This window comes from Polaromonas sp. P1_F8 (genome assembly GCF_056405635.1).
Genome location: NZ_JBFUBS010000001.1, coordinates 285,340 through 309,567 on the forward strand (window position 1 = coordinate 285,340; position 24,228 = coordinate 309,567).

19 protein-coding genes are annotated in these 24,228 nt (G+C 60.4%); 13 read left to right on the plus strand and 6 right to left on the minus strand.

Features of this window, described 5'->3' with window-relative positions; genetic code table 11:
* The 5 genes from guaA (at position 1) to tadA (ending at position 4,628) form a co-directional block, all read left to right on the plus strand.
* Entirely contained in the window at positions 1-1,620 is a 1,620-nt protein-coding gene (gene guaA, locus AC1D1J_RS01410; RefSeq protein ID WP_477693686.1) for a glutamine-hydrolyzing GMP synthase, read from the plus strand.
* Between the two features lie 13 nt (positions 1,621-1,633).
* The gene (locus AC1D1J_RS01415) at positions 1,634-2,218 is read left to right on the plus strand and encodes a 2'-5' RNA ligase family protein (protein WP_477693687.1); all 585 of its coding nucleotides are present in this window, start codon (positions 1,634-1,636) and stop codon (positions 2,216-2,218) included.
* A gap of 86 nt (positions 2,219-2,304) precedes the next feature.
* Positions 2,305-2,943 (plus strand): FMN-binding negative transcriptional regulator, encoded by a 639-nt coding sequence (locus AC1D1J_RS01420; RefSeq protein ID WP_477686364.1) that lies wholly within the window; start codon positions 2,305-2,307, stop codon positions 2,941-2,943.
* A gap of 1 nt (position 2,944) precedes the next feature.
* Positions 2,945-3,172 (plus strand): hypothetical protein, encoded by a 228-nt coding sequence (locus AC1D1J_RS01425; RefSeq protein ID WP_477693688.1) that lies wholly within the window; start codon positions 2,945-2,947, stop codon positions 3,170-3,172.
* A 64-nt stretch (positions 3,173-3,236) separates the two neighbouring features.
* Positions 3,237-4,628 (plus strand): tRNA adenosine(34) deaminase TadA, encoded by a 1,392-nt coding sequence (tadA, locus tag AC1D1J_RS01430; RefSeq protein ID WP_477693689.1) that lies wholly within the window; start codon positions 3,237-3,239, stop codon positions 4,626-4,628.
* Here the strand turns inward: tadA and AC1D1J_RS01435 are convergent.
* Positions 4,612-5,220 (minus strand): trimeric intracellular cation channel family protein, encoded by a 609-nt coding sequence (locus AC1D1J_RS01435; protein WP_477686361.1) that lies wholly within the window; start codon positions 5,218-5,220, stop codon positions 4,612-4,614. The two genes, tadA and AC1D1J_RS01435, sit on opposite strands and share 17 nt — an antisense overlap.
* A gap of 77 nt (positions 5,221-5,297) precedes the next feature.
* Here AC1D1J_RS01435 and AC1D1J_RS01440 point away from each other — a divergent pair, with 77 nt between their 5' ends.
* Entirely contained in the window at positions 5,298-6,242 is a 945-nt protein-coding gene (locus tag AC1D1J_RS01440) for an LD-carboxypeptidase (RefSeq protein WP_477686360.1), read from the plus strand.
* A gap of 158 nt (positions 6,243-6,400) precedes the next feature.
* On the opposite strand, the gene AC1D1J_RS01445 is transcribed toward AC1D1J_RS01440, so the two are convergent.
* Complete coding sequence (locus AC1D1J_RS01445; protein WP_457282784.1) at positions 6,401-6,742, minus strand: hypothetical protein; 342 nt, start codon at positions 6,740-6,742, stop codon at positions 6,401-6,403.
* Between the two features lie 282 nt (positions 6,743-7,024).
* Here AC1D1J_RS01445 and AC1D1J_RS01450 point away from each other — a divergent pair, with 282 nt between their 5' ends.
* The 3 genes from AC1D1J_RS01450 to AC1D1J_RS01460 all read left to right on the plus strand — a co-directional run bounded on the left by AC1D1J_RS01450 (position 7,025) and on the right by AC1D1J_RS01460 (position 12,209).
* Positions 7,025-8,464 (plus strand): aldehyde dehydrogenase family protein, encoded by a 1,440-nt coding sequence (locus AC1D1J_RS01450; protein WP_477693690.1) that lies wholly within the window; start codon positions 7,025-7,027, stop codon positions 8,462-8,464.
* A 142-nt stretch (positions 8,465-8,606) separates the two neighbouring features.
* The gene (locus tag AC1D1J_RS01455) at positions 8,607-9,539 is read left to right on the plus strand and encodes an FHA domain-containing protein (protein ID WP_457282786.1); all 933 of its coding nucleotides are present in this window, start codon (positions 8,607-8,609) and stop codon (positions 9,537-9,539) included.
* Positions 9,540-9,638: 99 nt separating this feature from the next.
* The gene (locus AC1D1J_RS01460) at positions 9,639-12,209 is read left to right on the plus strand and encodes a penicillin acylase family protein (RefSeq protein WP_477694455.1); all 2,571 of its coding nucleotides are present in this window, start codon (positions 9,639-9,641) and stop codon (positions 12,207-12,209) included.
* 15 nt (positions 12,210-12,224) lie between these two features.
* On the opposite strand, the gene katE is transcribed toward AC1D1J_RS01460, so the two are convergent.
* Positions 12,225-14,399 carry a catalase HPII gene (gene katE / locus AC1D1J_RS01465; protein ID WP_477693691.1) on the minus strand — a complete coding sequence of 725 codons (2,175 nt, stop codon included), beginning with the start codon at positions 14,397-14,399 and terminating at the stop codon, positions 12,225-12,227.
* A 108-nt stretch (positions 14,400-14,507) separates the two neighbouring features.
* Complete coding sequence (locus AC1D1J_RS01470; RefSeq protein ID WP_457282788.1) at positions 14,508-14,777, minus strand: hypothetical protein; 270 nt, start codon at positions 14,775-14,777, stop codon at positions 14,508-14,510.
* A 327-nt stretch (positions 14,778-15,104) separates the two neighbouring features.
* On the opposite strand from AC1D1J_RS01470, the gene AC1D1J_RS01475 reads away from it, so the two are divergent.
* From AC1D1J_RS01475 to AC1D1J_RS01485, 3 genes are read left to right on the plus strand one after another with little or no spacing between them, the layout of a single operon-like run.
* Positions 15,105-15,530 carry a response regulator gene (locus tag AC1D1J_RS01475; RefSeq protein ID WP_477686357.1) on the plus strand — a complete coding sequence of 142 codons (426 nt, stop codon included), beginning with the start codon at positions 15,105-15,107 and terminating at the stop codon, positions 15,528-15,530.
* Between the two features lie 11 nt (positions 15,531-15,541).
* Positions 15,542-15,895: a hypothetical protein gene (locus tag AC1D1J_RS01480; protein WP_477693692.1), complete on the plus strand. Its 354-nt coding sequence runs from the start codon at positions 15,542-15,544 to the stop codon at positions 15,893-15,895.
* A 22-nt stretch (positions 15,896-15,917) separates the two neighbouring features.
* A complete protein-coding gene (locus AC1D1J_RS01485) occupies positions 15,918-16,103 on the plus strand; it encodes a hypothetical protein (RefSeq protein ID WP_457282791.1) in 186 nt (61 codons plus the stop codon).
* A 38-nt stretch (positions 16,104-16,141) separates the two neighbouring features.
* On the opposite strand, the gene AC1D1J_RS01490 is transcribed toward AC1D1J_RS01485, so the two are convergent.
* Together AC1D1J_RS01490 and AC1D1J_RS01495 are read right to left on the minus strand one after the other, a co-directional pair.
* On the minus strand, positions 16,142-17,047 hold the full coding sequence (locus tag AC1D1J_RS01490; RefSeq protein ID WP_477693693.1) for a hypothetical protein: 906 nt from the start codon (positions 17,045-17,047) through the stop codon (positions 16,142-16,144).
* A gap of 103 nt (positions 17,048-17,150) precedes the next feature.
* Positions 17,151-17,951 carry a hypothetical protein gene (locus tag AC1D1J_RS01495; protein ID WP_477693694.1) on the minus strand — a complete coding sequence of 267 codons (801 nt, stop codon included), beginning with the start codon at positions 17,949-17,951 and terminating at the stop codon, positions 17,151-17,153.
* A gap of 219 nt (positions 17,952-18,170) precedes the next feature.
* Between AC1D1J_RS01495 and AC1D1J_RS01500 the strand changes: the two genes are divergently transcribed.
* Positions 18,171-24,203, plus strand: a complete 6,033-nt coding sequence (locus AC1D1J_RS01500) for a HAMP domain-containing protein (protein ID WP_477694456.1) — start codon at positions 18,171-18,173, stop codon at positions 24,201-24,203.
* Positions 24,204-24,228: the final 25 nt, after the last annotated feature.

The following is a 24,228-nucleotide window of genomic DNA, read 5'->3' on the forward strand; positions in this document are numbered from 1 at the left end:
ATGCAACACCAGAAAATCCTCATTCTCGATTTCGGCTCCCAGGTCACCCAGCTGATCGCCCGCCGCGTGCGTGACGCCCATGTGTTCTGCGAAGTCCATCCCTGTGACGTCAGCGACGAATGGGTCCGCGAATACGCCAAAGACGGCACGCTCAAGGGCGTCATCCTGTCCGGCAGCCATGCCAGCATCTACGAAGAAACCACCGACAAGGCGCCGCAAGCGGTGTTTGAACTGGGTCTTCCCGTGCTGGGCATCTGCTACGGCATGCAGGCCATGGCGCACCAGTTGGGCGGCAAGGTCGAAGGCGGCCACAAGCGCGAATTCGGCTCCGCCGACGTGCGCGCCCGCGGCCACACGGCGCTGCTCAAAGACATCGCCGACTACACCACGCCCGAAGGGCAGGGCATGCTCGACGTCTGGATGAGCCACGGCGACAAGGTCACCGAAATGCCGCCGGGCTTCAAGCTCATGGCCTCGACCGATTCCTGCCCCATCGCTGGCATGGCCGATGAAGACCGCCGTTTTTACGCGGTGCAGTTCCACCCCGAAGTCACGCACACCAAGCAGGGCAACGCCATCCTCAAGCGCTTCGTGCTCGATATTTGCGGCACCCGCCAGGACTGGGTCATGGGTGACTACATCAGCGAAGCAGTCGAAAAAATCCGCGCGCAGGTGGGTGACGAGGAAGTCATCCTGGGTCTGTCCGGTGGTGTTGACTCTTCAGTGGCTGCGGCGCTGATCCACCGCGCCATCGGCGACCAGCTGACCTGCGTGTTCGTCGATCACGGCCTGCTTCGCCTGAACGAGGGCGACATGGTCATGGAGATGTTTGTCGGCAAGCTGCACGCCAATGTGATCCGCGTGGACGCAGCCGACCAGTTCCTCGGCCACCTGGCAGGCGTCAGCGAACCCGAAGCCAAGCGCAAGATCATCGGCCGCGAGTTCGTTGAGGTGTTCAAGGCAGAAGCGGCTCGGCTCAAGGCCGGCACCGGCGGCCACAAGGGCGCCAAATGGCTGGCCCAGGGCACGATTTACCCCGACGTGATCGAATCCGGCGGCGCCAAGAGCAAGAAGGCCGTCACCATCAAGAGCCACCACAACGTCGGCGGCCTGCCTGAGCAATTGGGTCTCAAGCTGCTCGAGCCTTTGCGCGAGTTGTTCAAGGACGAAGTTCGCGAACTGGGCGTCGCTCTCGGGCTGCCGCACGACATGGTGTACCGCCATCCGTTTCCCGGCCCCGGCTTGGGTGTGCGCATCCTGGGCGAAGTCAAAAAAGAATACGCCGACCTGTTGCGCCGCGCCGACGCGATCTTCATCGAAGAGCTGCGCAACTTCAAGGATGCCGCAACCGGTAAGACCTGGTACGACCTCACCAGCCAGGCCTTCACCGTCTTCCTGCCGGTCAAAAGCGTGGGCGTGATGGGCGACGGCCGCACTTACGACTACGTCGTGGCCTTGCGCGCGGTGCAGACCAGCGATTTCATGACGGCCGACTGGGCCGAGCTGCCTTACGCGCTGCTCAAAAAAGTCTCGGGCCGTATCATTAATGAAGTGCGCGGCATCAACCGCGTGACCTACGACGTGAGCAGCAAGCCGCCGGCTACGATTGAGTGGGAATGAGGAGCTGAAACCCATGTCCGGGCAATCCGCATTACCCGGCTTTGATGACACGCCGGCGCCGACGGACCGGCTGTTTTTCGCGCTCTTTCCTGATGCTGAGACCGCCGAGCGTATTGCGCAGTGTGCCCGGCAATTGCGCACAGAGCACGGCCTGCATGGTGCACCGCTGAAAACCGAGCGCTTTCACATCACGCTTCATCACCTGGGTGATTACGCCGGCTTGCCCCAGGGCGTCATTGAGATGGCAGGCCGAGCCGCCGCAGCGGTCAAGGTTCCACCGTTTTCCGTCACCTTCGACCGAGCCGTCAGTTTCTCCAGTTCTCCCCGCAACCGGCCTTTTGTCCTGCGCGGTGACGCCGGCCTTGTCGACCTGATGGCGTTCCAGCGGGCGCTGGGCATTGAGATGACCAAGGCCGGGCTGGGGCGCTGGGCGAAACCGGCCTACACGCCCCATGTCACTTTGCTCTATGACGACCGCGCGGTGGCCGAACAAGTGGTCGAGCCCATCACCTGGACGGCCGGCGAGTTTATTCTTGTGCGCAGCCTGATCGGCCAGACGCTGCACGTTCCATTGGCCCGGTGGCCGTTGCGCCCCTGAGTCTTGCGCCCCGGGCACGGATCTCCCGGAAATTTCCGGCTGATCAAGCCGTCGCCAGATCCAGGTTTTGGCCTATGCTTCAGGCCATGTACATGCCGCCCCAATTCAAAGGCGACCGCGCAAAGGCAGCGGCGCTGATCCAGGAACACCCCTTTGCCAGCTTGATCAGTGTCGATGACGCCGGCCTTCCCTATGTCACGCATTTGCCCTTGCATCTGGAAGACCGCGGCGATCAACTGGTGCTGCTTGGCCACGTGGCCAAGCCCAATGCGCATTGGCGCTACCTGCAGGCACGCCCGCAGGCCGTGGCTACCTTTCTCGGGCCCCACGCCTACCTGTCGCCCAAGGTCTACCCAGACCTGGCGCGGGTGCCGACCTGGAACTACCTGGCGGTGCATTGCACCGTGCAGGCGACGCTGATCGAAGATCCCCTGGCAAAAGACCGCCTGCTTAAAAAGCTGATTGGCGACCATGAGCCACCTTACGCCGAGCAATGGCGTGGCCTGGGCGAAGAGTTTGCCCACAAAATGCTGGCCGGCATTGTGGCCTTTGAATTGCAGGTGACCGATCTGCAATGCAAGGTCAAGATCAACCAGCACAGGCCCGAGTCCCACGCAGCGATGAAGGCCATTTACGCGGCCGGCAATGAAAACGAGCGTGGCCTGGCCAACTGGATGGCCCGCCTGGGCATGGCCGGCCCAAGCAACACGTCAACGGAGGCCTGAAATGCGCGCCATTTTCAGCATCGTGAGCTTGTTGGTCGTGTTGGCCATCGTGGGGTTCCTGGTCAAGAAGCAGTTGGGCAGCCAGCTGACAAGCCCACCGGCGGCCGGCGTGCCCGCAGTCTCTGGCGGCGCCACGCCGCAAGAACAAAGCCGGCAAGTGCAGCAGCAGGTCAAACAGTCCGTGGAAAGCCTGATGCAGCAACCCCGGCCGTCGCAGGACGACAAGTAATTTAGGAAAAACCAGGCTGTAGCCCTTTCAGGACGGGCGCAAGCAGCTATTAAAATAATAGCAAATGAATGACATCACTTTCATGCAGCAGGCGCTTGCGCAGGCCCGTCAGGCAGCCGCGTCGGGTGAAGTGCCTGTGGGCGCAGTGGTGGTACGGCGTGGCGAGGTCATTGCCACCGGCCGTAACGCCCCGGTAGACGGGCACGACCCGACGGCGCATGCCGAGATCGTGGCGTTGCGTGCGGCGGCTCAGGCGCTGGGCAACTACCGGCTGGACGATTGCGAACTGTTTGTCACGCTGGAGCCCTGCGCCATGTGCAGCGGCGCCATGCTGCATGCCCGGCTCAAACGCGTGGTGTTCGGTGCGACCGACCCCAAGACCGGTGCCGCCGGCTCGGTCATCGACCTGTTTGCCGAGCCCAGGCTGAACCACCAGACCCATCTGCAGGGTGGGGTGCTGGCTGCGGAATGCAGCGCTCTGCTGCAGGAGTTCTTTCGCCGGCGCAGGGATGAGCAGCGTGAAGCATCGCGGCTGACCCACCCGCTGCGCGACGATGCATTGCGCACGCCCGACGCCGCGTTCGATGCATTGCCCGGCTACCCGTGGCAGCCACGCTATATCAGCAAGTTGCCGGCACTGGGCGGTTTGCGCATGCATTACCTGGACGAAGGCGAAGCAGGCGAGGGCGGCCTGACCTTTCTGTGCCTGCACGGCAACCCGGCCTGGAGCTATCTTTATCGCAAGATGATCCCGCCGCTGCTGCAAGCCGGGCACCGCGTTGTCGCCCCGGACATGATCGGGTTTGGCAAAAGCGACAAGCCCAAGAAGGACAGCTTTCATAGCTTCAGCGCCCACCGGCAAATATTGCTCGAGCTGGTGGAAAAGCTGGACCTGCAAAACGTCGTGCTGGTGGTGCAGGACTGGGGTGGCCTGCTGGGCCTGACGCTGCCGATGGCCGCGCGGCATCGCTACAAGGGCCTGCTGGTCATGAACACCCTGCTGGGCACCGGGGATGCCCCCTTGCCAGCAGGCTTTGTGGCCTGGCGCGAGATGTGCGCCAAAAACCCCGAGTTTGATGTGGCGCGCCTTTTTGCGCGCGGCAATCCGCAGATGAACCCCGCAGAGTGCGCGGCCTACAAAGCGCCGTTTCCGGACAAAGGGCATCGCGGCGCGCTGCGCGCGTTCCCGCCCATGGTGCCGGATGCACCTGATGCTGACGGCGCGGCCATTTCACGCCAGGCGCGCGCCTTCTGGCACAACGACTGGACCGGCCGGACATTGATGGTGGTGGGTACGCAAGACCCGGTGCTGGGCCCGCCCGTTATGAAAGAACTGCAAGCCCTGATCCGCGGTTGCGGCGAGCCCGTGACGCTGCCGCAGGCCGGCCACTTTGTGCAAGAGCACGGTGAGCCGATTGCGCAGCAAGCAGTGCGGTTTTTCAGCCCGCCAGCCTGAAGACCGGCAAGTGCCAACCCAGGAAGATAGCACTCAGCCGCAGCGCTGCCACGGTCACCAGCCCGGTGCCGAACGCCCAGGAGGGTTTCAGGCCCAGCGCCTTGAGCGCCAGGTACAGCACAATTCCGGCAATCGCCGCGCTGGCATAAATGTCCTGGCGCAGCAGCAGGGGGATCTGGTTGCTGCAGATGTCGCGCATCACGCCGCCGGCCACGCCGGTCATGGTGCCCATCAACACCACGATGATGGGCGACAGCCGTGCCGCCTCAGCCAGCTGCGCACCTGAAAGGGCAAACAGGGCCAGGCCGAAGGCATCGGCCACCAGCAGGGCTTGCGCGGGAATCGGCAGGAGCTGTACATACAGCACTGTGCCCAGCGCCGCCGCGCAGATCACCAGCAGGTAGGTGGGGTTGGCCATCCAGAACACCGGGTGCCGGTTCATCAGCAAGTCCCGCAGGGTGCCTCCGCCGATGGCCGTCAGCGAGGCCAGGACCAGCACACCCAGCAAATCAAGCTGCAGGCGTCCCGCCGCCAGTGCGCCACTCACTGAAAATACGGCAACGCCGAAGAGGTCAAGCAGGTAAAGGAGCATGGTTGACTCGTTTATACCTTCTGCAATCCGCGGCAGGGAAGGGGCGAGGGCCTTCGCGGGATGGGATACTTGCATCCGTGAAAAAACATATCTACATCTATTCCCCTTCCAGCGCGGTGCGTGACAAAGCAGGTTTCAAGCGTGGCGTGAAGCGCCTCGAGTCCCAGGGACATGAAGTTGAAATCGATACCGATGCGCTGGCGCAGCATCAGCGTTTTGCCGGCGACGACGAAACCCGGCTTGCCGCCATTCACCGTGCGGCAGCCAGTGGGGCCGACATCGCCCTGATCTCCCGCGGCGGCTACGGCCTCACCCGTATCCTGCCGAAGATCAACTACAAAGCGGTCGCCAAGGCTGCTGCAGGAGGCACGCGCTTTGTCGGTCTGAGCGACTTCACGGCCTTCCAGATGGCCTTGCTCGCCAAAACCGGCGCGATGACCTGGGCGGGCCCCTCGCTGGACGACTTTGGAGCGAAGGAACCCGATGACATCATGGAAGCCTGCTTTGAAGACCTGGTCACAGGGCAGGGCGAAGGCACCGGCTGGCAGTTGCCCAAGTCTGCTATGAATTTAATAGCTGCTTCCGCTCGTGGTGCAAAGGCTGGAGCCGGATTCACCATTAAAGACGCGGTATTCTGGGGTGGTAACCTCGCCATCCTGTCTGCGCTGGTGGGAACGCCTTATCTGCCGGCCGTCAAAGGCGGCATCCTGTTTGTCGAGGATGTCGGCGAACACCCCTACCGGGTGGAGCGCATGCTCACGCAACTGTTGCAAGCCGGCGTTCTGGCGGAGCAGAAAGCAATCATTTTCGGCCAGTTCACCAACTACAAACTGGCGCCGAATGACAAAGGCTTCAAGCTGGATACCGTCATTGCCTGGCTTCAGGAGCAGGTGAAGGCGCGCGTGTTGACCGGCCTGCCGTTCGGCCACGTGCCAACCAAGGTCCTGCTGCCTGTGGGCTGCAAAACTACCTTGGTGGTAGAAGACCGGGATGCTTTCCTGCTCTGGGGCCATCAGCACTAACCGGCCTTAACCGCCCGGCCCCGGCTGGGCTTGGCTGCCGGCGGCTGTGTTCAGGGAAAAAAAAACCAGCACGAAGCTGGTTTAAAAATAGCCTTGGAGGCCAGGAAGAAAACGGAAAAAAACAGGCGGAAAAAGCGAAAAAACTGAAAGTTGGAAGGTCAGGTTGTCAGGGGGCTGGACCGGGAACTGAGGCCGCGCGGCAGCATGCCTTTGAATTTGTCGCTGATACGGCTGACTTTTTCGCGGGCAACTGTTTCGCCATGCATGGCAGCAAGCACCGCCATGATGTCGCCGCGGGTGTACCACAGGCCTTGAACGTCTTGGGCGTAGCGCACGCGGCGCGTGATCTTGGGGTAGTGCTTTTCACCAAACTCGCCAAGCTCATCCAGGATGAATTGGCGGATTTCTTCGGTGCGGTCTTCCAGAACGGAAGCAGTGACTTCACCAGTGCCCAGCAAAGCCATGAAACTGCTTTTCAGATTCGGTTTTAACCAGCGCATGTGTCTCACAACTTTCTACCGGGCATCCGTAGGGTATTTGTTCACGTTCCCGAGGAACGGTTTGTTCTGTTAGATTAAGACTGCGGCGGTTCATTTGCAAGACGTTTTGTGTGAAATGGTTAACGCAAAACAACAAATGAATCAAGGAGTTAGTAACTAGATGTCAAGTCGATTCTGGTATTGAACAGCGTTTAAATCTTTAGGCTTACATTAAGTTTCAGCTGTAGACAAAAGTCACCCTTCCACCATTCATCCCAATTTCAGCCCCAGCCAGACCCCGATATGAACACCACAATGACCGCCTATCCCGCGCATTACATCAACGGCCAGTGGGTCAAAGCCCAGTCTTCGGAGACCCTTTCTGTCCATGATTCCAGCACCGAAGAGGTGATGGCAACCGTGCCGTCCGGTACGGTCGGGGAAGCAGAGGCCGCGGTATTGGCGGCCCGGGCTGCGTTTGACGGATGGTCTGCGTTGCCCGTCGAGACGCGCGCTGCTTACCTGGATAAGGTGGCCGCCGGCATCAAGGCCCGCACCGAAGACCTGGCGGTAGCCATTGCGCGCGAGGTGGGCATGCCCCTGAAGATGGCCCGGGCCGTGCAGGTAGGGGGGCCTGCATGGCACTGGGGAAACTTTGCCAAGGTGGCCCGCCAGTTCGAATGGGAAAAGCAGGTCGGCAACTCGCTCGTGGTACGCGAGCCGATCGGTGTCGTGGGGTGCATCACGCCCTGGAATTTCCCGCTCAGCCAGATCACACTCAAGATCGCCCCCGCCATGGCGGCAGGTTGCACCGTGGTGCTCAAGCCCAGCGAAATCGCCCCGGTCAACGCCATGATCCTGGCTGAAATCATTCATGAGGCCGGCCTGCCGCCCGGTGTGTTCAACCTGGTCAACGGTGTAGGCCCCGTGGTGGGCGAGGTGCTGGCAACGCATCCCGAAGTCGACATGCTGAGCTTTACCGGCTCTACCCGGGCAGGCAAACGTGTGAGCGAACTGGCCAGCCAGTCGGTCAAGCGGGTAGCGCTCGAGCTCGGCGGGAAGTCGGCCAGTGTCATCCTGGAAGATGCCAATTTCGAAGCTGCGGTCAAAGGCACTGTATCGGCCTGCATGCTCAACAGCGGCCAGACCTGTTCGGCCCACACCCGCATGCTGGTGCCGGCCGGGCGCTACGAGGAAGCCAAGGCGCTCGCACAGGCAGCTGTCGCGAAATTCAGTATCGGCCCCAGCCTGGTGGAAACCAGCAAACTCGGACCGCTGGTCAGTGCAGCCCAGCGTGACCGCGTCCTCGGTTTTATCCGAACCGGCATTGAAGAAGGTGCGGATGTGATTGCCGGCGGTGCTGAGGCGCCTGATTTTGCGCAGGGCTATTTTGTCCAACCCACCATCCTGGGTATCAAGGCGACAGACACACTGGCACAGGAAGAAATCTTCGGCCCGGTCCTGGTCGTTATTTCCTACAAGGATGAGGATGAGGCGGTGTCGATTGCCAATAGCACCATTTACGGTCTTGGCGGTGCGGTGTGGGGCGGCACCGACGAACGGGCCATGAAAGTGGCGCGCCGCTTGCGCACGGGACAGGTGGATATCAATGGCGGACCTTTCAACGGTCAGGCGCCGTTTGGTGGCTACAAACAATCGGGTAATGGCCGCGAGAACGGCGTTTACGGTTTTGAAGAATTTCTGGAATTCAAGGCCATCCAGCTAAAAGCCGCCGTGGCTTGAGCCGCCTGGTTCAACGCTGCCGATGGATGGAAGATTAAAACATTTAGTTACAGTTGCGGGTCTTGGCACGCAATTTCTCCTTGTCGTAATCATGCTTATGTTTTAATTGCGCAAGATAGCTACAAGCAGTTACATAGACCCTATGGCAGAAGTCACCGTCGTTTTTGCCGATCTCACCGGAAGCACCGGGGTTTTTGAATCGCTGGGCAATGCCAAGGCAACTCAGGCTATCACACGTTTGACGCAGTGGATAGGCAAGGTCAGCGTGGCCTATCGCGGTCACGTTGTGAAATACCTGGGCGACGGTGTGCTGGTGGTGTTTCCAGACAACGCAGACGCCGTTGACGCCGTAACCGAGCTGCAGAGGGTTCACCGCGACCGTATCCGGAACTGGCCCGAGCACCTCAAGATGCGGCTGCAGCTGGGCGTGGCACGGGGTGAAATTGTCGAGCAGGACGGCGATTGCTTCGGCGACGCCGTCAATGTGGCCTCCCGGTTGAGCGATCTGTCCGGCCCGGACCAGATACTCGCGACCGAAGCCGTCATCGAAAAGCTGCCAGCCGACACACTCGTACGCTCCCGAAATCTTGGCGCCATGGACATTCGTGGCCGCACCGAAGCCTGCCTGGTCCACCGCATCGAATGGCAGGCAGAAGTCATGACCGAATCATTTACCGTACCTTCCAGTCTGACGGCGCACTCGGCCCCGCAGCCCCTGGCTCTGGCATCGATCGAGTTGTGCTGGCTGGACATCAATACCGAGTTCGCCTCGGGTGAGTTGCCGATTTTCCTGGGACGAGACCACGACGCGCAGTTTGTGGTTCAAGATCCGCGCGTTTCCCGCAGGCACGCCAGAATTGAATGGCGTGCCGGCAAGTTTTACCTTGAAGATGTCAGCAGTTATGGCACCTGGGTGCGATTTTCCGACAGCGCAGCTGTCGTGGCATTGCGCCGGCAGGAATGTGTGTTGCTGCAAGAGGGTGAGATTGCTCTGGGCGCTCCCTTTGAAGACTTCACGGTGCCTACCGTCAGTTTCAAGTTTGCTGACGGCAAAGTCCATCTTCAAACAAAATAGCGTCTTGCCGGCAGGGGCCGACGCAGTTCTGCCTGGCATGCCAACTGCTCATCGCCATGGGCACCTGGCTGTGCTATCCGTATCACCCGATGGAACATGATGGTCTGGTTCAAACGCATTTCTGCTGCGCTGCTGGTGTTGCTGCTGATCGCCGCCACTGTGGCGGGTTTCTATATTTACCGGACCTTCCCGGCACTCGACGGTGAACTCCAGGCCACGGGCTTGCGTGGCTCCGTATCGGTTGCCCGTGACACCGCGGATGTCACCCATATCAAGGCCCAGTCGCCCCACGACGCCTGGTTTGCCCTTGGTTATGTCCATGCACAGGAGCGTGGCTGGCAGCTGGAGTTCAACCGGCGGGTCATGCACGGTGAGCTGTCCGAGGTGTTTGGCCCGGCCACACTTGAAACCGACAAGTTGCTGCGCACCCTGGGTGTTGTGCAGGCTGCCGAACGCCAATGGCAGAACCTGCCAGCCGAGGGGCGCGATGCGATGCAGGCCTACAGCGATGGCATCAATGCTTTTTATCAGGGCTCTTCGCAGGCGCTGTCTCCCGAGTTCCATATCGTGGGCGTCAAGCCCGGAGGCTTTTCCGGCAAAGCCTGGTCTCCCACCGACAGCGTCGCATGGTCGCTGATGATGGCGCTGGACCTGGGCGGCAACTGGGGCACCGAGTTCGCGCGCCTGTCGGCCGCCCGGCTGCTAAAGCCCGCAGAACTCCAGCAATTGTTCCCACCTTATCCGGGCGAACAACCCGCCTCGAAAGTGGACTTTGCCAAGCTGTATGCGGGCTTGGGCATTTACCGGTCCGACCTCCCGGATGCTACTAAAAAGATAGCTGCCGGCGCCCGTCAATCAAGGTCTGTAAGGCTATTTGAGGCTGAAAATCGACCACTGGACGTCGCTGCCCTGGCTTCGAACATCAACGATTGGGCCTTGGCGCTCGGTGACGTAGAGGGCAAAGGCTCCAACAACTGGGTGGTGGCGGGCTCCCATACCAGCAGCGGCAAGCCGCTGCTCGCCAACGACCCGCACCTGGGACTGTCGGCGCCGGCGGTCTGGTATTTCGCACGGCTGCAGGCACCCGAAGGCAGGACTGCCAACGGCGAGAGTGCGCCGGGGCTGGACGTGATCGGCGCGACATTGCCCGGCTTGCCCTTTGTGGTGATGGGGCATACCGGAAAGGTGGCCTGGGGCTTCACCAACACCGCCCCGGATGTGCAGGATTTGTACCTGGAGCAGGTCAACCCCGCCAATGCACAGCAGTACCGCATACCCCATGCAGGCGGCGCCAACGCTGACATGGCCTGGGAAGACTTCAAGGTTCGCAGCGAGACGATCAAGGTGAAAGGCCAGCCTGACGTGGTGCTCAATGTGCGGGAAAGCCGCCACGGCCCCGTTCTCAGCGATGTCCAGAAGTCGCATGCCGACCTGCTAGACATCCGCAAATATGTGATCGCGTTGCGCTGGAGTGCCCTGGATGCCGACAACCAGACCGTGCTGGCAGGCCTGCGCGCCAACCGGGCACAGTCTGCCCAGGAGTTGCTTGCGGCATTTTCGGCCTATCACTCGCCCATGCAAAACGTTGTGACCGCGGATGTCTTCGGCCAAACCGGTTTCAAGGCGGTCGGCAAGGTGCCGCTGCGAAAACCCGATAACGACATCCTCGGGACCGCACCGTCCCCCGGCTGGGAGGCACGATACGACTGGGCAGGCTGGGTGCCTTATGTGCAAACGCCCGAGGCTGCCAATTCGGCGATTGAGGCCAAGGGCTGGTGGTCTACGGCGAACCAGCGCATTACGCCACCTGCTTATCCCTTCTTCATGGGGCAGGACTGGACCGTGCCTTACCGCTACAACCGCATTGAACAATTGCTGGCTGCCACACCCAGGCACACCATAGGGTCCATGCAAAAAATACAGGGTGACCAGTTCTCGGCGGCCACGGTGCGGCTCCTGCCTTTCCTGCAGGAAACGCTGTCACAGTCCCCCGGCCATCCGCTGGCGGAAGCGGTACGCCGCAAGATGGCGGGATTTGACGGGACCATGAATGCCGACCACGCGGCGCCGCTGGTGTTTGCCGCCTGGGCAGACGAGCTGACACGGGGCATCATCGGTGCAAAACTGGGTGAGCCCGCGTTCAAGGCCCTTTACGGCAAGCGCCATTTCAGGAGCACGCTGGAAGACATTCTCGAGCACAACGACACCGGCTGGTGCGGCACCGCTGGTTGTGCGGCGCAATCTGCCGCGGCGCTGAACCGGGCACTGGACCGCCTGCAGGCAGCCTATGGGAGAGATGTGGAGGCCTGGAGCTGGGGCAGGGCGCATTTCGCGCTGTCAGCTCACAAACCGTTCGGCAACGTGCCCTGGCTCGCGCAGTTCTTTGACGTCCGCGTTCCCACCGGTGGCGACACCTTTACCGTCAACGTGGGGCAATACTGGGCGACTGGGGACGCGGCGCCTTTTGCCAATCGGCAGGCCGCTTCTTTGCGGGCCGTGTATGACCTCGCAGACCTGGAGAACTCACGCTTCATTTACCAGACGGGGCAAAGCGGCCTGGTGTTTTCCGGGCGCTATCGCGACATGAAGGACCACTGGGCTGCAGTGCAATACCGGCCGTTGCAGATGAACCCGTCAGCCTACGTGCACCGGCTCACGCTGAGTCCCTGAACGGGCTTCGAAGTCTCACGCCGGGATGGCGTCGACATTCAGCCGGTCCCAGTGGCGATGCTGGGCGATGGCTGCCATGAAGTCTTGGGAAACCTGCCCCTCAGTCACTTTGCGTGCATCGGCTATCAGGACTCCCGGCGTCGGCACGTGGATCAGCTCCGGGTCTTTGCCCAGGCTGAAACCCAGGGTGCTTAACAGCTGGGCGCCATCGTTGATGGCGCAAATCGTTTTGCAATGCTTGTAGGCCTCCAGCACGAAATGCACAGCTTCGCCCATGGCGGCCAGGGTGCCTATGCTGTCGCTTCCCCCGGGGATCAGCACTGCGTCGAACATCACGGAGGGCATATTCGTGAAAGTATGGTCCACCGCAAGCTGCCGGCCGGACGAGGTGCTGACCGTGCCCAGGTGCGGCGCGACGAGTTTGCACAGCGCACCGGCGTCCAGGAGGTCTTGCTGGATGCGCTTGAGGGCTGCGGCTTCGACGCCGTCCGCTACCAGGATGGCCACTTTGCGTGTCTTGACGCTGCCGCCGGTGCGGCCCACCATGCGCAATGCCGGGTCTTCCTCGATCTTGCTGGTGATGCGGTAGTCCCGGAAACCCAGCCGGCCGGATGCAGCCTTGGGATCCGGCGGATTGATGCCCAGCGGGGTTGCCACACGGGTTGCCAGTTTCAGGTCCACATGGGCCAGGTTGTCCACCATGCGCTGGCGGATTTCAGGGACCTCCACTTTGGACAGCTCAAATCGGAATGCCGCAACGATATGGTCTTTTTCCACTGCGCTCTGGCTGTTCCAGAACAGTGCTGCCTGGGAGAAATGGTCGTCGAATGAAGGGCTGCGGCGCCTGATTTTGGGTGGCTCTACCTGTTCGGGGTATGACTGGAAGCCGTGTGCTCCGCCATCGACCCTGAACTCTGTCCCATTGCCCAGCGTATTGGGCTCATACGCTACCCGTCCCTTGCTGATCGCCTGGCGGTGCATACCGTCCCGCTGGAAGTTGTGCATCGGGCAGACGGCGCGGTTGATCGGAATCTCGTGGAAATTGGCGCCACCCAGGCGTGACAGCTGCGTGTCCGTATAGGAAAAAAGGCGACCCTGCAGCAGCGGGTCATTGGAAAAATCGATGCCCGGCACCAGGTGGCCAGGGTGGAATGCCACCTGCTCGGTTTCAGCAAAGAAATTGTCCGGATTACGGTTCAACACCATCTTGCCGATGATCTGCACGGGCACCTGTTCTTCCGGAATCAGTTTGGTCGGGTCCAGGATGTCGAACCCCAGCTCGTCCTCCTTGCCTTCGTCCACGATTTGAACGCCCAGTTCCCATTCGGGAAAATTGCCACTTTCGATGGCCTCCCACAGGTCGCGCCGGTGAAAGTCAGCGTCTTTGCCGGCAATCTTCTGTGCTTCATCCCATGCCAGTCCGTGAACGCCGAGCTTGGGTTTCCAGTGAAACTTCACAAAGTGCGAATCGCCGCGGGCATTGATAAAACGAAATGCATGGACACCGAAGCCCTCCATCATGCGGAGGCTGCGCGGTATGGCGCGGTCTGACATGGCCCACATCAGCATGTGTGTGGTTTCGGGCATCAGCGAAGCAAAATCCCAGAACGTGTCGTGGGCACTGGCCGCCTGGGGCATTTCATGGTGCGGCTCGGGCTTGACTGCATGGATCAGGTCCGGAAACTTGATGGCATCCTGGATAAAGAAAACGGGAATGTTGTTGCCGACAAGGTCGTAATTTCCCTCGGAGGTGTAAAACTTCACGGCAAACCCGCGCACGTCACGCACAGTATCCGCCGAGCCCCTGGAGCCGGCCACGGTAGAAAACCGCACAAATACCGGCGTTTCCACGTCCGGGTCCTGGAGAAAGGCGGCGCTGGTGTATTGCACCATCGACTTGTAGGGTTTGAAGTACCCATGTGCAGCGGAGCCTCGTGCATGGACGGCGCGTTCCGGAATGCGTTCGTGGTCGAAATGGGTGATCTTTTCGCGAAGGATGAAATCCTCCAGCAGGGTAGGGCCACGCACGCCCGCCTTCAGCGAGTTATGGTTGTCCGGAATCTGCAGGCCCTGGTTGGTGGTCAGGGCCGCGGCCGGGCCGGTGGAGAACCCCTCAAGCTGCGACTTTTTGTCTTTTGCACCCTCCGCATTTCGGCCAGGGTTGATAGCGTTGCGCTTGGATGGCGGCATGAAAAGTCTTTCTTCTTAAAAGATGGCGTCAGGGGCAGGTGAAAGAAAGGTGCGCCTGGGGCTTTTGGCAGCAGGCGGGCCGGCGGTTTGGCCGGCGCAATATGGCCGTCACGTATCGAGCAAACCTTCCAGCCCCTTCACGCAGGCCAGCAGTGCCAGTGCGGCAACGGTGCCGGCCAGGCACCAGCCCATGAGTTCCTGAAGTGCGTCGGCAAGGCCATCGGGCAACAGCATTGAACACAAAAACAGGCTTGCTGCGCAGACAAGCGCGGTGAGAAATGCATGGACGAGGTCGATATCCCGGGGGCTTGCATGAATTCGCCAGGCGGTGAGCAATCCTGCTGCCATGCCTGCCAAAAGTCCGCCCATCAGTTTCATGGTGATTCCCCGTGTGGTTTGCGCTCCACCGGTTGTGTCCCGGTGTCGTTGTCTGGTGCATAGACCATACGGGCCGGCAGATCCATATTCGGTAGCCGGATGCCGGTGCACCCTGTAAGGCCTTTCTTCTCCTTGCGTAAGACATGGCTTACCGTTTCGGCGTGTGTAAAGTGTTCATGTGGACGTCAGTTTCAGGCGCCTTGGCGGCGCGCTGGCCTTTTCTCCTACACGGGCATGCTCGTCCCTCCGGCAGAAACCGGAAGACGCTTCGCTTAAATTTGCAACCATGAAAGACATCCATGCCCAGTTACAGACGGGGATACGCCGATGACGTTGCCAAAAATGAAAACCTATGTGGTAGAGGACAACCCGACCATCCGCGAAAACCTGATCAGTACGCTGGAAGAACTCGCTCCGGTGGAAGCGGTTGGCACGTCTGATACTGAAGAGCAGGGGGCAGAGTGGCTGACGCGCAACGACGCCCAATGGGATCTGGCCATCGTCGACCTCTTTCTCAAGAAAGGAAGCGGTCTCGGGGTGTTGCAGGCTTGCCGCACCCGCAGGCCGCTTCAAAAAATAGTGGTGTTCAGTAACTACGCAACACCCGAAATGCGCAGGCGCTGTGCGGAGTTGGGTGTCGATGCGGTATTTGACAAATCGACTGAGATTGACTGCCTGCTTGCTTACTGCGTAACTCAAAGCCAAAAACTGGACCGGGTTGCGAATGACGAATCCGCGCTCCAGCGAGCCTGAAGGAGGACGGCATGAATGAATCCGCAGTGTTAACAGGCCTGTCCTCAGAGGGCCCTGTTTACCGTTCCGGTGCAGGTCAACGCAAGCTGTCAGAAGATATTTTTCCGTCCGCCGAAGAGGCAGTATTGGCGGAGCAGGTCCATGGAACAGGCGGTTTTTCGTCCGACGCCCAGGTGACCCGGCCGCCGGCAGTCCGGGCCGGCGACAAGCGGGCCCCTCTTATGGGTTCTCTTCGAACCCAGGTCGCGGAATACCCGTGCCGTTCGGCATTGATGGCCGCCGCCGCCGGAGCCTTGGCCATGATCATGCTGCGATCACAGTTGCGTCGCCGCGCCGGTTCGCACCTGCCACGCTGGATCAGATAACTCCCTGGCCCCGGAGCACCCAATGAGACTTCATGTTCCCGTTCCGGAACCCAGCCCCGGCACCCCGGGCATCCATGTTCCCACCGAGGTGCCACCGGTGATTATTCCTCCTGCGCCTGGCACGCCCCCCGAGGTCAATGATCCACCGCTGGAGCCGACGCTTCCGATCCGCGAGCCGGCGACCAATGTGCCGCCGCAGGCGGTTTAAACACAGCTCCAGCTCGCGCGGGCACTCAGCGCAATAGCTTACAGGGCGGCCTGCTGCCGCTGGTACTCAGCCCTTTTCATGGTGAGATAAGTGTTCTTGTCTACCTCATGAAGCTGCCGTGCGTACTGTTCCGTGGCATCAAACCAATGCAGCATGCGCGCTTCAAGTTGCTGCGCGGCTGGTTTGTCCACAGCGGCGAGGTAGGCTTCAATCGCCAGGTAGTAACGCATGGTGTTGCGCTCTACCGCGCCGCGCATTCCGCCTACATGCGTCATGTGCTGGTCTTGCCGTATTTGGGTGAATCCCACTTTTCCACTGCCCACGGTGGCAAGGTAGCCCTGCATGGCCAGGCGGCTGGTGATGCCGTAGCCATAGGAATAACCCAAATGAATGAAGGTTTTTCCACCAGGCAGTGGAACCGCCTGCAATTCGATCCGGTAGTTGCTGGTTCCCAGCGGACCTCTATCGGCGTTGAGTTGGGCACCCAGATAGTCGGAAGAGCTGGCGACCAGCCGATAGTTGAATTGCAACGCGAATGCGTCCTCCAGCTGCTGTGCGGTTTTTTTGCCGATGTTCATTTTCAGGGTGCTGGGACTGCTGTCCGAGCTGGCGTGGCAGTATTTGGTGTTGATGTGGAGCATCAGCATTTCGCACCAGCGATTAGGACTTTTGAAAGCGGCGCTAACCGTATTGAAAGGGGAATTCAGTACGGCGTATGCACTTCCAGTTACCGTGTTGGTGCCTTCTGAAGACTCCAGAAAAAGCGGTCTATGGTAGGCGTTCTGCGCCAGCTGCCCTGCCAACGCCACATGCTTTTCGAGCAGGGCAGCGGCGTGGGGTTCCGCGGAAACGGCGGGGGCTTGCTGCGCTTGCGCGGCAGCCGGCGGCAGAAATGTGCCCAATGCCAGGCAACAAGCGACCGCAAGGGTTTGAACGTTGCTCATGACCTCAGTGTGCCAGTGGAAAACAGGCAATTGGGGCATACGCTCCATCGTCCTACATCTATCGCCGAATGAGGGAGGCCGGGGTGAACCCAAAGGTATTTCGTCAGGCTTGCACCGCTTCGGCCAGCCTGTCCGTCGCTGTCGGCAATGTTTCAAATAGCAGTGCGATCCGATTTTCCGTACGGGTCAGGCGCACGGCTTCCCGCAGAGCCAATGCTTCCAGGTCATGCCATTCAAGTTGCCGATACGACGACTTCTCAGGCACCCGCGCAGGCGTGGACGCATTTGGCTCATTCAATGAAGCCTGAACGGAAAAGAAACCATCGGTGAATTCAGTTTCCACGAGCAGTGCCCTGGGTCCGGTGGCCGTGTCGGTCAGGGTAATGATCGCGGCTGTTAACACATTGCGCAGCGCCGACTGGGAGAGCTCGACATCGACCTGGCTGGTGTTGTCGACAATGGAAATGCCCTTGAACGAGAGCTGGGTTGCCACCATGCCCAGACACTCCGCAATGCCTTTTCCGACTTTGACTGACTTGTTTTCCCGGGGGGCAAGCCAGCCCATCAAATCAACACAGGATGCAGCTGCCTCTTTGGACAACGCCACGATGTCGCGTGCATTTCGCTGCAGCGTTTCCGGATCTGTGTCTGCTTTTTGGAGTCGCCTTTCCAGCATGGCCGCAACCATGGCAATCGGCTGCAGCGTACCCGCCATATTGTGACGAATCACGGGCGCGAGTCGCCGCAGGAGTGCGTATTGCGCCGCCTCCGCCACGCATCTTTCCAATGCCGTTTCCTGGATTGATGTGCTGTGGAATTGAACATTCATGGTGATGGTGCCGTCGAAAATGCTCCAGAAAACTGCAGGGTTGGCTGCAGGGCCGCGCCGTTTTTTTGAATACATCTTGCTGCGATATTTTCAAGGCGTAACTTCAAAATATACAGCGTCAGAAGGGAGTGGTATGTAAGCCAAAACCTACAGATGAAAGGTTGTGACAGGCATGCTGCAAATTGCCGCGCCCTTCGGTAAATAGTGAGGGCTTTGTGTTGTCATTCTGAATGTTCGCGAGTAATCTCGTCAGCCGTTTCTACAAAACGTTACCTTCAATACAGGATGAATGATATGGAGGCACTGGCCAAGCTTTCGGTGGTGGAGCGCGACACCGAACTCAAGTTCATTCTCAAATCCCTGAGCGCGTTGCGGCGGGGCGAACTCGCAGTCACACTTCCGACCGAGTGGGAAGGCGTGTACGGGAAAATAGCCGCTGAATTCAATCAGCTGTCGGCTATGACAGCGGCGACCACCAGCCGCTGCAAGGGACTTGCTGCCAAATCCCGCTCTGCAGCGCGAGTGAGTCGCCGTCTGCCGGAAGAAAAACTATCCGGCTTCTGGCTGGAAAACGCTGTCGCGATTAACACCGTGCTTGATGACGCCGATACGGCAGCGGACCAGACAAAAATTATTCTCGCAGCGTTGACCGACCTTAAGAAGGGCGATGTGCATGCGTCGTTGCCGCAGGACTGGACGGGTGTACCGGGCAAGGTTGCAGATGCATTTAACGATGTCGTTTCCGAGAACGTCCGGATGGCGCGAGAACTGGAGCGATTGAGCCGGGTGGTCGGAAAGGAAGGCCGCTTGAAAGAGCGCGCATTCGTGCCCGATGCCTCCGGCTTCTGGCGCGACTCTGCCGAATCCATTAATTCCCTGATAGCGGATCTGGTTCATCCGACCAGCGAAGTGGCGCGTGTGATTGGTGCCGTCGCCCAGGGCGATCTCTCCAAGAGCATGGCCCTCGAAGCAGAAGGCAAGGCGCTGGAAGGCGAGTTCCTGCGTACGGCCATGATCATCAACAAGATGGTGGAGCAGCTGGGGACCTTCTCAGCTGAAGTGACACGGGTGGCGCGCGAGGTGGGAACCGAAGGCAAGCTGGGCGGCCAGGCCGATGTGCAGGGCGTGGCCGGTACCTGGAAGGACTTGACCGATTCGGTCAACTCCATGGGTTCCAACCTGACGGCGCAGGTGCGCAATATTGCCGAGGTGACGACCGCCGTGGCGGCCGGTGACTTGTCCAAGAAGATCACGGTGGACGTGAAGGGCGAAATCCTCGAGCTCAAGAACACCATCAACACCATGGTGGATCAGCTTCGCTCGTTTGCGTCCGAAGTGACGCGGGTGGCACGAGAAGTAGGCACCGAAGGCAAACTGGGCGGGCAGGCCGATGTGCAAGGTGTAGCCGGTACCTGGAAGGATCTGACCGACAACGTGAACTTCATGGCCGGCAATCTGACATCACAGGTGCGCAACATCGCCGACGTGACCAAAGCTGTGGCCGCCGGTGACCTTTCCAAGAAGATCACGGTGGACGTGAAGGGTGAGATTCTCGAGCTCAAGAACACCATCAACACCATGGTGGACCAGCTCTCGTCTTTTGCTTCTGAAGTGACGCGGGTGGCGCGAGAAGTGGGTACCGAGGGCAAACTGGGCGGCCAAGCCGACGTGCAAGGTGTAGCCGGCACGTGGAAAGATTTGACCGATTCGGTCAACTCCATGGGCTCCAACCTGACCGGCCAGGTGCGCAACATCGCCGAGGTGACGACCGCCGTGGCGGCCGGTGACCTTTCCAAGAAGATCACGGTGGACGTGAAGGGTGAAATCCTCGAGCTCAAGAACACCATCAACACCATGGTGGACCAGCTCTCGTCTTTTGCTTCTGAAGTAACGCGAGTCGCACGCGAGGTGGGCACCGAGGGCAAGCTGGGCGGGCAGGCCGATGTGCAAGGTGTAGCCGGCACCTGGAAGGACTTGACTGACTCGGTCAACTCCATGGGCTCCAACCTGACCGGCCAGGTGCGCAACATTGCCGAGGTGACCAAGGCTGTGGCGGCGGGCGACCTTTCGAAGAAGATCACGGTAGACGTGAAGGGCGAAATCCTCGAGCTCAAGAACACCATCAACACCATGGTGGATCAGCTGCGGTCATTTGCTTCTGAGGTGACGCGGGTGGCGCGAGAAGTGGGTACCGAGGGCAAACTGGGCGGCCAAGCCGACGTGCAAGGTGTAGCCGGCACGTGGAAAGATTTGACCGATTCGGTCAACTCCATGGGCTCCAACCTGACGGCGCAGGTGCGCAACATTGCCGAGGTGACGACGGCCGTGGCCGCCGGTGACCTTTCGAAGAAGATCACGGTGGACGTGAAGGGCGAAATCCTCGAGCTCAAGAACACCATCAACACCATGGTGGATCAGCTGCGGTCATTTGCTTCTGAGGTGACGCGGGTGGCGCGCGAGGTGGGAACCGAAGGCAAGCTGGGCGGCCAGGCCGATGTGCAGGGCGTGGCCGGTACCTGGAAGGACTTGACCGATTCGGTCAACTCCATGGGTTCCAACCTGACGGCGCAGGTGCGCAACATTGCCGAGGTGACGACGGCCGTGGCCGCCGGTGACCTTTCGAAGAAGATCACGGTGGACGTGAAGGGCGAGATTCTCGAGCTCAAGAACACCATCAACACCATGGTGGATCAGCTGCGGTCATTTGCCTCTGAAGTGACACGGGTGGCGCGCGAGGTGGGTACCGAGGGCAAACTGGGCGGGCAGGCCGATGTGCAAGGTGTTGCCGGTACCTGGAAGGATTTGACTGACAACGTGAACTTCATGGCCGGTAACCTGACATCACAGGTGCGAAACATCGCCGACGTGACCAAGGCCGTGGCGGCCGGTGACCTTTCCAAGAAGATCACGGTGGACGTGAAGGGTGAAATCCTCGAACTCAAGGCCACCATCAACACCATGGTGGATCAGCTTCGCTCGTTTGCGTCCGAAGTGACGCGGGTGGCACGAGAAGTGGGCACCGAGGGCAAACTGGGCGGGCAGGCCGACGTGCAGGGCGTGGCCGGCACGTGGAAAGATTTGACGGACAACGTGAACTTCATGGCTGGCAATCTGACCAGCCAGGTGCGAGGCATTGCGCGCGTGGTGACGGCCGTGGCCAACGGCGACCTGGAGCGCAAGCTGACCGTGGAAGCCAAGGGCGAGATCGCCGCGCTGGCCGATACCATCAACGGCATGACTGACACCCTGGCCACCTTCGCCGATCAGGTAACCACGGTGGCGCGCGAGGTCGGCGTGGAAGGCAAGCTGGGCGGCCAGGCCAAGGTTCCCGGAGCCGCCGGCACCTGGAAAGGCCTGACGGAGAACGTGAACCAGCTGGCTGCCAACCTGACGACCCAGGTGCGCGCCATTGCCGAGGTGGCCACTGCCGTGACGCAAGGTGACTTGACGCGGTCCATCACGGTCGAGGCACTCGGTGAGGTGGCGGCGCTGAAAGACACGATCAATGAAATGATCCGCAACCTCAAGGACACGACCCAGGTCAATACCGAGCAGGACTGGCTCAAAACCAATCTCGCCAAATTCAGCCGGATGCTGCAGGGCCAGAAAGACCTGGTGGCCGTGGGGCATCTGATTCTCTCGGAGCTGGCACCGGTGGTTGGCGCGCAGCAGGCGGAGTTTTATGTGCTGAGCTACACGCACGAGAGGCCGCGCCTGCGCCTCATGGCCAGCTACGCGTCTGACGGGCAGGGCGCTTACGGAAAGGAAATCGACCTGGGCCAGGGTCTGATAGGCCAGTGCGCTTTCGACAAACAAAAGATACTGTTGACGTCCTCGCTACCGCAGGGCCTCAAGATATCGTCCGGCCTTACCGAAGTGGCGCCTATGGACATCCTGGTGCTGCCCATCATCTTCGAAGGCCAGGTTCGCGGCGTGGTGGAACTCGCCTCAGTCGAGCGCTTTAACCCGACTCACCAGGCTTTCCTGGACCAGCTCACGGAGAGTATCGGCATCGTGATCAACACGATTGAAGCGAATATGCGCACCGAGGACTTGCTGACCCAGTCGCAGTCCCTGGCGCAGGAGCTGCAAAGCCGGCAGGAAGAACTGCAGCAGACCAACGAGGAACTGCAGGAAAAAGCCCATCTGCTGGTCCAGCAGAACGACGAGGTAGAGCGAAAGAACCAGGAGGTCGAGCAGGCCCGTCAGGCGCTCGAGGAAAAGGCCAAGCAGCTTTCGCTCACGTCCAAGTACAAGTCGGAGTTTCTGGCCAATATGTCGCATGAGCTGCGCACACCGCTGAACAGCCTGCTGATCCTGTCCGATCAGCTGTGCAAGAACTCGGAAGGCAACCTGACCAACAAGCAGGTGGAGTTTTCCAAGACCATTCATTCCTCCGGCAACGACCTGTTGATGCTGATCAACGACATCCTGGACTTGTCGAAGATCGAGTCGGGCACGGTGGTCGTGGATGTGAACGAGCTGCGGCTGTCCGACCTGCAGATGTATGTCGAGCGCACTTTCCGCCATGTGGCCGAAGCCAAAAATGTGGATTTCCTGATCACTACCGGGCTGCAGCTGCCGGTTTCCATGGTGACCGACGTCAAGCGCCTGCAGCAGATTCTCAAAAACCTGTTGTCCAACGCCTTCAAATTTACGCACCAGGGTCATGTGGCCCTGGCGATAGAAGAAGCCTTTACCGGCTGGAGCCCGGACAATGAGGAACTCAACCGCGCGCAGCAGGTGCTGGCGTTTTCCGTCACTGACACAGGTATCGGTATCTCCGCCGACAAGCAGCAGATCATCTTTGAAGCCTTCCAGCAGGCTGACGGCAGTACCAGCCGAAAGTACGGCGGTACCGGTCTGGGTTTGGCCATCAGTCGCGAACTCTCGCGCCTGCTGGGCGGCGAAATACGCCTGTCCAGCGCGCCCGGCGAAGGCAGCAGCTTTGTGCTCTACCTGCCGCTGGTCTACGCTTCGACGCGCGGAGCGCGCAAGCCGGGCAGCAGCGCCGAGCAGCGCTTCGAGCCGGCCGCGCCGATCAGCCGCCTGGGTTTCGAGAAGCTGGAAGTCGCCTTCGATGATTCCGTGCTGTCTCTGGACACGCACTCAGCGGCCGATGAGGCTGCGGATGACCGGCACACCATTCAGCCTGGCGACTTTGTGCTCCTGATTGTGGAAAATGACCTGGCCTTTGCCAGCTTTTTGCTCGATGCCGCAAGGGCCAAGGGGTTCAAGGGCCTGGTGACGCCGCTGGGGGCCCGCGCCCTCACGCTTGCCGCCGAATTCAAGCCTTCGGCCATCACGCTGGACATGCATCTTCCCGACATGGAGGGCTGGCGCGTACTCGAGCGCATCAAGCAGGACTTCGGCGTCAGGCACATTCCGGTTTGCGTGATCTCCACCGACGATTCCAAGGAGCGCGCCTATCGATCCGGCGCCATGGCATTCATTGAGAAACCGATCCCGGCCAGGGAAGTTCTCGACGAAATGCTGGATCAGCTGCACCGCTATGTGTCGCGCCCTGTGCGGCATGTGCTTGTTGCGTTGAAGGACGAAGCGTTGCGTGCCGAGGTCACCAGCCTGCTAGGCGGCAGCCATGTTCAGTGCCTGGCGGTGCCGTCACTGGCGGACGTCAAACCCGAGGATTTCGCCCGCCTGGAATGCGCCGTGACCGATGAGGCATCACTGGCGAACGGGCTCGACCGTTTGCTAAATGCCTCGCCCGCGGCCCCGGTGCTCGGGCCGCTGCAGGTGGTGGTCTGGCGTGAAGGCATGATCGATGCGCAGCTTCAGCCTTCCTGGCAGTCACACGACGGCTACCTTTTCCGCGAAGCCAGGTCCGTCCCCCGGGTGATAGACCTGGCCCTGCATGCCCTGCATGTAAGCGAGGCGCGCATGACGGACAGGCAGCGTAGCACCTTGAGAAACTTCCACGACGCCAACAAGTCACTCGCGGGAAAAAGGGTGCTGATCGTCGACGATGACATGCGCAATATCTTCGCTCTGGCCACCGTGCTGGAGGGGGAGGGCATGGACATCGTCTGGGCTGACAACGGCCACGATGCCATCGCCAAAGTCGCCTCCGATCCGCAGCTCAGCGTGGTACTGATGGACATCATGATGCCTGTGATGGACGGACTGGTCACCATGCAGGAGATTCGCAAGCTGCCGGCCGGCAAGACCTTGCCCATGATCGCTGTCACGGCCAAGGCCATGAAGGGGGACCGCGAGAAATGCATAGAGGCCGGCGCCTGGGACTACCTCTCCAAGCCCGTCAATACGGAAAACCTGCTGGCCGTGCTGCGTGCCTGGTTGCCCCGGTGAGCGCCGTCCTCATGCCGCAGGAGCC

Excerpts from the sequence above, each read along its gene's own strand:
- AC1D1J_RS01470 (WP_457282788.1), bottom strand. The coding sequence starts at position 14,777 with ATGAAACTGATGGGCGGACTTTTGGCAGGCATGGCAGCAGGATTGCTC.
- AC1D1J_RS01495 (WP_477693694.1), bottom strand. The coding sequence starts at position 17,951 with ATGTATTCAAAAAAACGGCGCGGCCCTGCAGCCAACCCTGCAGTTTTC.
- AC1D1J_RS01435 (WP_477686361.1), bottom strand. The coding sequence starts at position 5,220 with ATGCTCCTTTACCTGCTTGACCTCTTCGGCGTTGCCGTATTTTCAGTG.
- katE (WP_477693691.1), bottom strand. The coding sequence starts at position 14,399 with ATGCCGCCATCCAAGCGCAACGCTATCAACCCTGGCCGAAATGCGGAG.
- AC1D1J_RS01420 (WP_477686364.1), top strand. The coding sequence starts at position 2,305 with ATGTACATGCCGCCCCAATTCAAAGGCGACCGCGCAAAGGCAGCGGCG.
- AC1D1J_RS01415 (WP_477693687.1), top strand. The coding sequence starts at position 1,634 with ATGTCCGGGCAATCCGCATTACCCGGCTTTGATGACACGCCGGCGCCG.
- AC1D1J_RS01455 (WP_457282786.1), top strand. The coding sequence starts at position 8,607 with ATGGCAGAAGTCACCGTCGTTTTTGCCGATCTCACCGGAAGCACCGGG.
- AC1D1J_RS01485 (WP_457282791.1), top strand. The coding sequence starts at position 15,918 with ATGAGACTTCATGTTCCCGTTCCGGAACCCAGCCCCGGCACCCCGGGC.
- AC1D1J_RS01500 (WP_477694456.1), top strand. The coding sequence starts at position 18,171 with ATGGAGGCACTGGCCAAGCTTTCGGTGGTGGAGCGCGACACCGAACTC.
- AC1D1J_RS01425 (WP_477693688.1), top strand. The coding sequence starts at position 2,945 with ATGCGCGCCATTTTCAGCATCGTGAGCTTGTTGGTCGTGTTGGCCATC.
- AC1D1J_RS01475 (WP_477686357.1), top strand. The coding sequence starts at position 15,105 with ATGACGTTGCCAAAAATGAAAACCTATGTGGTAGAGGACAACCCGACC.
- guaA (WP_477693686.1), top strand. The coding sequence starts at position 1 with ATGCAACACCAGAAAATCCTCATTCTCGATTTCGGCTCCCAGGTCACC.
- tadA (WP_477693689.1), top strand. The coding sequence starts at position 3,237 with ATGAATGACATCACTTTCATGCAGCAGGCGCTTGCGCAGGCCCGTCAG.
- AC1D1J_RS01490 (WP_477693693.1), bottom strand. The coding sequence starts at position 17,047 with ATGAGCAACGTTCAAACCCTTGCGGTCGCTTGTTGCCTGGCATTGGGC.
- AC1D1J_RS01460 (WP_477694455.1), top strand. The coding sequence starts at position 9,639 with ATGGTCTGGTTCAAACGCATTTCTGCTGCGCTGCTGGTGTTGCTGCTG.
- AC1D1J_RS01450 (WP_477693690.1), top strand. The coding sequence starts at position 7,025 with ATGAACACCACAATGACCGCCTATCCCGCGCATTACATCAACGGCCAG.
- AC1D1J_RS01445 (WP_457282784.1), bottom strand. The coding sequence starts at position 6,742 with ATGCGCTGGTTAAAACCGAATCTGAAAAGCAGTTTCATGGCTTTGCTG.
- AC1D1J_RS01480 (WP_477693692.1), top strand. The coding sequence starts at position 15,542 with ATGAATGAATCCGCAGTGTTAACAGGCCTGTCCTCAGAGGGCCCTGTT.